The following is a 7340-nucleotide window of genomic DNA, read 5'->3' as shown; positions in this document are numbered from 1 at the left end:
CCCATAATGCGTGCACTGGCGCGACATCCGACGCCATTCATGGCCATATCAATGATTTTCTGGTGCGTACCGGGCTGAGAGGCGGTGTAAGTGAACTGTAGTTGCCATGTTTTACGGCAATGAGAGCAGAGATAGCGCTGATGTCCGGCAGTGCTTTTGCCGTTACGCACCACGCCTTCAGTAGCGGAGCAGGAAGGACATCTGATGGAAATGGAAGCCACGCAAGCACCTTAAAATCACCATCATACACTAAATCAGTAAGTTGGCAGCATTACCCTGACCATGCACGCCTGTTTGGATTTACCGCTGAAGATATTATGGATTTTTGGCAACACAAAGCGCCACAAAAATACTCTGCCTTTGAGTTGGCTTTTGAATTTGGTCACCGGGTTATTGCTGAATTAATCCTTAATACATTAAATAAGATGGCTGAAAGCTTTGGCTTTACGGATAACCCTCGATACATTGCGGAGAAAAATTATATGGAAGCTTTACTCAAAAAAGCATCTCCCCATACCGTACGCTAAATCTTTGCCTGCGCCGATACGCATAAACATCTTCCACATGCCCTTCACGTATGCGGTTTTGTAGTGCGCGCCAGTAATCAGCGCGGAACAGGTCGGCGTGCATCTCTTCAAACAGCGGACCAATACGCGGGTCGGCGCATAGCCAGTGGCGAAACTCTTCCGGGAAAACATCGCCCGGCGAGACGCTGTACCACGGTTCGCTGGCAAGTTCGTCTTCCGGATAGCGCGGCGGCGGGATGTCGCGGAAATTCACTTCCGTCATGTAGCAAATTTCATCGTAATCATAAAAAACCACACGCCCGTGACGGGTGACACCGAAGTTTTTAAACAGCATGTCGCCAGGAAAAATGTTAGCAGCGGCAAGCTGGCGAATAGCGTTACCGTATTCTTCAATGGCGTCGCGCAACTGCTGACCTTCCACTTGTTCCAGCCAGATATTGAGCGGCACCATCCGCCGCTCGATATAGAGATGGCGAATTACAATCTGCTCACCAAGATCGGTGATTTTTTCCGCTGCTTCCTGGAGCAGTAATTCCATTAATGCCGGGGAAATATGCCGCTTCTCCAGCACAAAGTTTTCAAACTCCTGGGTGTCCGCCATTCGGCCCACACGGTCGTGCTCTTTCACCAGTTGATAGCAGGCACGAACGTGAGCGGCAGACATCTCTTTCTGCGGCGCGAACTTGTCTTTGATGACTTTGAATACCCGATCAAAGCCCGGCAGCGTAAACACCAACATCACCATTCCACGAATACCCGGCGCTTCAATGAACTGCTCATTACAGCCCTGTAGATAAACGAGATATTCGCGGTAGCTTTCGGTTTTGGCGTGCTTCTGGCAGCCGATAGCCATATACAATTCAGCAGTGGTTTTACCTGGCAGAATTTCCCGTAGCCACTCGACCAGCGCTGCATAAACCATAAAATAAGAACGCGCAAAGCCAAAAACAATGCTCGCTTCGGCGGTCGTCGTCAGGCAGGTATCAATAAATAACTCGCCGTCGTCCGTCTGGTGGATCGGCAGTAAGAAGGGCAACGTGCCGGAAGGCGTGATCAGTTTGCCCACCAGCCAGGCGGCTTTATTGCGGTAAAACAGTTCGTTCGCCACCTGTAAATGACTTTCCGCGAGGTTGTCTGTCCCCAGCGTTTCCGTCAGATGGCGAATGATGTAATGAATGTCACGGCTTTTATTCTGCCAGCGCAGGCGCAGCGGCAGGTCGCTGATAACGCGCATCAGTAGAGATTCCCAGCCGTGATCGGGGTGAAAGTCTTTCGCCAGCGGGCGGGGAATGGTACGAAAGCGGCGCTCTGGCTGAGAGCTAAAGATAAAAAGCCGCTCGGGAGTAAGCGAGCGGTGGTCAAATAACCGACAGTACACGGAGTTAAAAAAGCTCTCCGCAATCTCGAAGCGCGGGTAATCCGGCAACAGCCGCGTGTAATGCTCTTTAACGCGCAGTAAAAATGCCGCGTCCGTACTTTGGCCGTTAGTAATGCAGCGCAGTTGCTCCACGACCAGACCAACGTGATGATCGTAAAGATGGATACGGTTTTTCATCGCCAGCTGGACAGCATGCCAGTCGGCCTGTTCGAAACGCTGCTGCGCCCCGGAAGTCACTTCGAGGAATCGACCATACTGAGCGTCGAAGCCTTGCAAAATGGTTTGAGCAATCAGTAATTCCAGGCCACGCGGCATTTAGCGCCCTCATCAGGAGCAGAGAATTGCCGGATGCGGCGTAAACGCCTTATCCAGCCTACGTTCGGCAACGGTTGTAGGCATGATAAGACGCGCAAGCGTCGCATCAGGCATCGTGCACCGATTGCCGGATGCGGCGTGAACGCCTTATCCGGCCTACAGTCAGCAACGGTTGTTGTTGCTTAGAACTGCGATTCTTCAGTGGAGCCGGTCAGCGCGGTGACTGAAGACGTGCCGCCCTGAATAATAGTCGTCACTTTATCGAAGTAACCTGTACCCACTTCCTGCTGGTGAGATACGAAGGTATAGCCATCTTTCGCGGCGGCAAATTCCGGCTGCTGCACTTTCTCAACGTAGTGCTTCATACCCTCGCCCTGGTCATAGGCGTTTGCCAGGTCAAACATGTTGAACCACATGCTGTGGATACCTGCCAGGGTGATGAACTGGAACTTGTAGCCCATATCCGACAGCTGCTGCTGGAAGCTGGCAATAGTTTTGTCGTCGAGGTTTTTCTGCCAGTTGAACGACGGCGAGCAGTTATAAGCCAGCAGTTTGCCCGGATATTTCGCGTGGATAGCTTGTGCAAAGCGACGCGCCAGTTCCAGATCCGGCGTGGAGGTTTCACACCAGACCAGGTCAGCATATGGCGCATACGCCAGGCCACGGCTGATCGCTTGCTCAATGCCCGCATGAGTACGGAAGAAGCCTTCACTGGTACGCTCGCCGGTAATAAATTCGCTGTCATACGGGTCGCAATCGGAGGTGATCAGATCCGCGGCATCGGTACGAGCAACCAGTAGGGTTGGAACGCCCGTCACGTCAGCTGCCAGACGCGCCGCGACCAGTTTCTGAATAGCTTCTTGAGTTGGCACTAAAACTTTGCCGCCCATGTGACCGCATTTCTTCACTGACGCCAGCTGATCTTCGAAGTGAACTGCCGCTGCACCGGCTTCAATCATCGCTTTCATCAGTTCAAAGGCATTCAGGACACCGCCAAAACCGGCTTCCGCATCGGCAACGATCGGCAGGAAGTAATCGACATAGCGCGGATCGCCCGGCTCAATGCCCGCGGACCATTGGATCTGATCCGCACGGCGGAAAGTATTGTTGATCCGCTCCACCACAGCTGGCACCGAGTTTGCCGGATAGAGCGACTGATCCGGATACATGCTGGCCGCCAGGTTAGCGTCCGCCGCTACCTGCCATCCCGACAGATAGACTGCTTCAATACCCGCTTTCGCCTGTTGCAGCGCCTGACCGCCAGTCAGTGCACCGAGGCTGTTGATGTAGCTTTTTTCGACTCGCCATGCAGCAGACGCCACATTCTCGCCGCGCCCAGTTGCGCCAGGGTGCATTCAGGATTGACTGAATCGCGTAATTTCACCACATCTTCCGCGCTGTATGGGCGAGTAATGCCTTCCCAACGCGGTTGAGTCCACTCTTTCTGTAATTCTTCAATTTGTTGTGTACGGGTTTTCATGTGCAGATGCTCCATAGTTATGTGGTGGTTTACGCTAACAGGCAGTAGCCTGGCAGGGTCAGGAAATCAATTAACTCATCGGAAGTGGTGATCTGTTCCATCAAGCGTGCGGCATCGCCAAAACGCCCCTGGGAGAAACGTTCTTCGCCCAGTTCGCTGGCAATGACTTTCATCTCTTCGCCCAGCATCTGGCGGAACAAGGCTTTAGTTACCGGTTTGCCATTGCTCAACATTTTTTGATGATGGATCCACTGCCAGATTGAGGTACGGGAAATTTCAGCCGTCGCCGCATCTTCCATCAGGCCATAAATCGGCACACAGCCGTTGCCAGAGATCCACGCTTCGATGTACTGCACGGCTACGCGAATATTTGCGCGCATACCTTCTTCGGTGCGTTCACCGTCACAAGGTGCCAGTAGCTGATCGGCAGTAATCGGCGCGTCTTGTTCGCGCATCACTTCAAGCTGATTTTTACGGGAGCCGAGAATGTCGTTGAATACCGCCATTGCCGTATCCGCAAGGCCTGAGTGAGCGATCCATGTGCCATCGTGACCGTTATTGGCTTCCAGCGATTTATCCGCTTTTACTTTGTTGAGCACCTGGTTATTGTGCTCTTCATCTTTGCTCGGAATAAACGCCGCCATGCCGCCCATCGCAAAAGCACCGCGTTTATGGCAGGTTTTAATCAACAGGCGTGAGTAAGCATTCAGGAATGGTTTATCCATCGTCACTGCCTGTCTGTCTGGCAGGACGCGATCGGGATAGTTTTTCAACGTTTTGATATAGCTGAAGATGTAATCCCAACGACCGCAGTTCAGACCAACAATATGGTCACGCAGCGCGTGAAGGATTTCATCCATCTGGAACACGGCGGGCAGCGTTTCAATCAGCAACGTCGCCTTGATGGTGCCGCGCGGCAGATTAAAGCGATCTTCTGCATAGCTGAAGACTTCGCTCCACCAGGCCGCTTCCTGCCAGGACTGGGTTTTCGGCAGATAGAAATAGGGACCACTGCCCTTTGCCAACAGAGCCTGATAGTTGTGGAAGAAATAGAGCGCAAAATCAAACAGGCTGCCGGGGATTGCCTCACCACGCCAGGTGACATGTTTTTCCGGCAAGTGCAGACCGCGTACCCGACAAATCAAAACCGCTGGATTGGGCTTGAGCTGGTAAATTTTGCCTGCTTCATTGGTATAGCTGATGGTACCGTTAACTGCATCACGCAGGTTAATTTGCCCGTCGATCACTTTGTTCCAGTCCGGGGCCAGTGAATCTTCGAAATCGGCCATAAAGACTTTCACATTGGCGTTGAGCGCGTTGATCACCATCTTGCGCTCTACCGGGCCAGTTATCTCTACGCGGCGGTCTTCTAAGTCCGCAGGAATCCCGCGAATTTTCCAATCAGCATCGCAAATGGAAGCTGTTTCCGAAATAAAATCAGGCAACGTTCCGTTATCAATATCTTGCTGCTGCTGAATGCGCGCTGCCAGAAGTTTATTTCGTTGTGGCGTAAAATGCGTCACCAGCTCAGTCAGAAATTCTACCGCTTCGGCAGTAAGAATTTGCTTCTCCTGCTCGCCATACGGCCTTGTGAAAGCCAGTTCATCGGTTGTTGTTGCCTGTTCAGTCATCGTGCAGCTCCTCGTCATGGATCCGAAAACTTCCCCACTGTGAACGAAGGATCGTTGTGCGCTTTTCGTTCAGCACAACTAAGACTACTCATTTAAAATGCAAAATCAAAAACAATTTCCATTTTAATTGAAAATGCTTGATAACTTATTGATAACAATGTGAATAAAATTTATTCACCTCCTGAGGTGCGTTTCGGAAATAAAAAAGGCACCCGAAGGTGCCTGAGGTAAGGTGCTGAATCGCTTAACGATCGACTATCACAGAAGATTAATCCAGCGTTGGATTCATGTGCCGTAGATCGTATGGCGTGATCTGATAGACGTAATAGTTGAGCCAGTTGGTAAACAGCAAATTACCGTGACTACGCCAGCTCGCTCGCGGTGTATTTTGCGGATCATTGTGCGGGAAATAGTTATACGGTACTTCCGGGTCTAGTCCGGCTTCCACATCGCGGAAATATTCCTGCGCCAGCGTTTGCGCATCATATTCGGGATGGCCCGTCACAAAGGCAATGCGCTTATCTTTGCTGGCAAACAGATATGCATCCCCTTCTTCCGTCTCTGCCAGAATTTCCAGATCGGTGTAATCACGAATCAACGCTGCCGGAAAGTCAGCATAGCGCGAATGTGGTGCCAGGAATGAATCATCAAAGCCACGCGTCAGAAGCGCATGAGGATGGAGAATATGATGCTCGTAAACGCCAGAGAGTTTGTCGGTGCGAGTTTGCTTAGGAATGCCGTAGAGGATATTGAGCGCGGCCTGTACCGCCCAGCAGACAAACAGCGTCGAGGTGACGTGATCTTTCGACCACTCCAGCACCTGTTTGATCTGCGGCCAGTAAGCGACATCATTAAACTCCACCAGGCCCAGCGGCGCACCGGTTACAATCAGACCGTCAAAGTTCTGTTCCTGAATATCTTCAAAGTTACAGTAGAAGTTGTTCAGATGCTCTGCGGGCGTGTTGCGCGATTCACGGGAATCGATGCGCAACAGCTGAATATCGACCTGCAAAGGTGAGTTTGAAAGCAGGCGCAGAAACTGATTTTCAGTTTCAATCTTCTTCGGCATCAGGTTAAGGATCAGAACCTTAAGTGGACGAATTTCCTGACCAGACGCACGAGAAGTTGTCATCACAAAGACGTTTTCTTCACGCAAGAAATTGACGGCGGGTAGCTCGTCCGGCACACGAATCGGCATAACCTGATTACCTCACTACATACACTTATACGTTTAGACATCCAGATAGCTGAAGATAACCAGAAAATTTGCCAATGTCGAGCCTGCATGTTGAAGGTGAGAAAGTTTCAAGGAAAAGACTACGTTAGAATATAAGAATGACTAAAAGGAGAGAAAATGGTTATTAGTATTCGCCGCTCACGGCATGAGGAAGGGGAGGAACTCGTTGCGATTTGGTGTCGATCTGTCGATGCCACACACGATTTTTTATCAGCAGAGTATCGGGCCGAGCTGGAGGTGCTAGCTAGTTCGTTCCTTCCTGCCGGAAGCGCCGTTGTGGATCGCGGTTAATGAACGGGATCAGCCGGTTGGGTTTATGTTGTTAAGTGGGCAGCATATGGATGCGCTGTTTATCGATCCTGATGTGTGCGGCTGCGGCGTGGGTCGGATGCTGGTGGAGCATGCGCTCTCGATGGCACCGGAACTGACAACCAACGTTAATGAGCAAAATGAGCAGGCGGTTGGGTTCTATAAGAAGGTGGGTTTTAAGGTTACGGGACGCTCTGAGGTGGACGATTTGGGGAAACCGTATCCGTTGCTGAATCTGGCGTATGTGGGGGAATAAGCCGCCCCTGCCGTGCCTGCCCAGGCTGGAGAAGACGCGCCAGCGTCGCACCCGGCATTTTTTTCACCAACGCCAAAAGGCCCAGTCTTCCGACCGGGCCTTCTGCTTAATTTGATGCCTGGCAGTTCCCTACTCTCGCATGGGGAGACCCCACACTACCATCGGCGCTACGGCGTTTCACTTCTGAGTTCGGCATGGGGTCAGGTG

At 51.6% G+C, this 7340-nt stretch carries 4 protein-coding genes, 1 rRNA gene and 3 pseudogenes; 2 read left to right on the top strand and 6 right to left on the bottom strand.

The window, feature by feature from the left end; genetic code table 11:
- Window positions 1–221: IS1 family transposase (locus BHE85_RS07885; protein WP_005004670.1), on the bottom strand; the 221-nt coding region annotated here is incomplete at its 3' end.
- A 57-nt stretch (window positions 222–278) separates the two neighbouring features.
- Between BHE85_RS07885 and BHE85_RS07880 the strand changes: the two are divergent.
- Window positions 279–527: pseudogene (locus BHE85_RS07880) on the top strand (hypothetical protein); the annotation flags it as partial.
- On the opposite strand, the gene aceK reads toward BHE85_RS07880, so the two are convergent.
- From aceK to metA, 4 genes and pseudogenes are all read right to left on the bottom strand, one after another.
- Window positions 496–2220, bottom strand: coding sequence for a bifunctional isocitrate dehydrogenase kinase/phosphatase (aceK, locus tag BHE85_RS07875; protein WP_001137199.1), 1725 nt, complete (start codon window positions 2218–2220; stop codon window positions 496–498). The pseudogene BHE85_RS07880 and the gene aceK overlap by 32 nt on opposite strands.
- Window positions 2221–2402: 182 nt before the next feature.
- Window positions 2403–3700 (bottom strand): annotated as a pseudogene (gene aceA, locus BHE85_RS07870) (isocitrate lyase).
- A gap of 29 nt (window positions 3701–3729) precedes the next feature.
- Window positions 3730–5331, bottom strand: a complete 1602-nt coding sequence (gene aceB / locus BHE85_RS07865; protein WP_039064342.1) for a malate synthase A — start codon at window positions 5329–5331, stop codon at window positions 3730–3732.
- 268 nt (window positions 5332–5599) lie between these two features.
- Window positions 5600–6529 (bottom strand): homoserine O-acetyltransferase MetA, encoded by a 930-nt coding sequence (gene metA, locus BHE85_RS07860; RefSeq protein WP_001122787.1) that lies wholly within the window; start codon window positions 6527–6529, stop codon window positions 5600–5602.
- 156 nt (window positions 6530–6685) lie between these two features.
- Here metA and BHE85_RS07855 point away from each other — a divergent pair.
- Window positions 6686–7133 (top strand): annotated as a pseudogene (locus tag BHE85_RS07855) (acetyltransferase).
- Window positions 7134–7249: 116 nt separating this feature from the next.
- Here BHE85_RS07855 and rrf read toward each other — a convergent pair.
- Window positions 7250–7340, bottom strand: a 5S ribosomal RNA gene (gene rrf, locus BHE85_RS07850); the annotation flags it as partial.

The sequence above is a fragment of the Shigella sp. FC1567 genome (assembly GCF_001743015.1).
Lineage (GTDB): Bacteria > Pseudomonadota > Gammaproteobacteria > Enterobacterales > Enterobacteriaceae > Escherichia > Escherichia coli.
The sequence above is the reverse complement of the archived record's forward strand: the minus strand, read 5'-3'. Positions and strand labels throughout refer to the sequence as shown.

Coding starts and splice junctions, on each gene's coding strand:
- aceK (WP_001137199.1), bottom strand. CDS start 2,220: ATGCCGCGTGGCCTGGAATTACTGATTGCTCAAACCATTTTGCAAGGC.
- aceB (WP_039064342.1), bottom strand. CDS start 5,331: ATGACTGAACAGGCAACAACAACCGATGAACTGGCTTTCACAAGGCCG.
- metA (WP_001122787.1), bottom strand. CDS start 6,529: ATGCCGATTCGTGTGCCGGACGAGCTACCCGCCGTCAATTTCTTGCGT.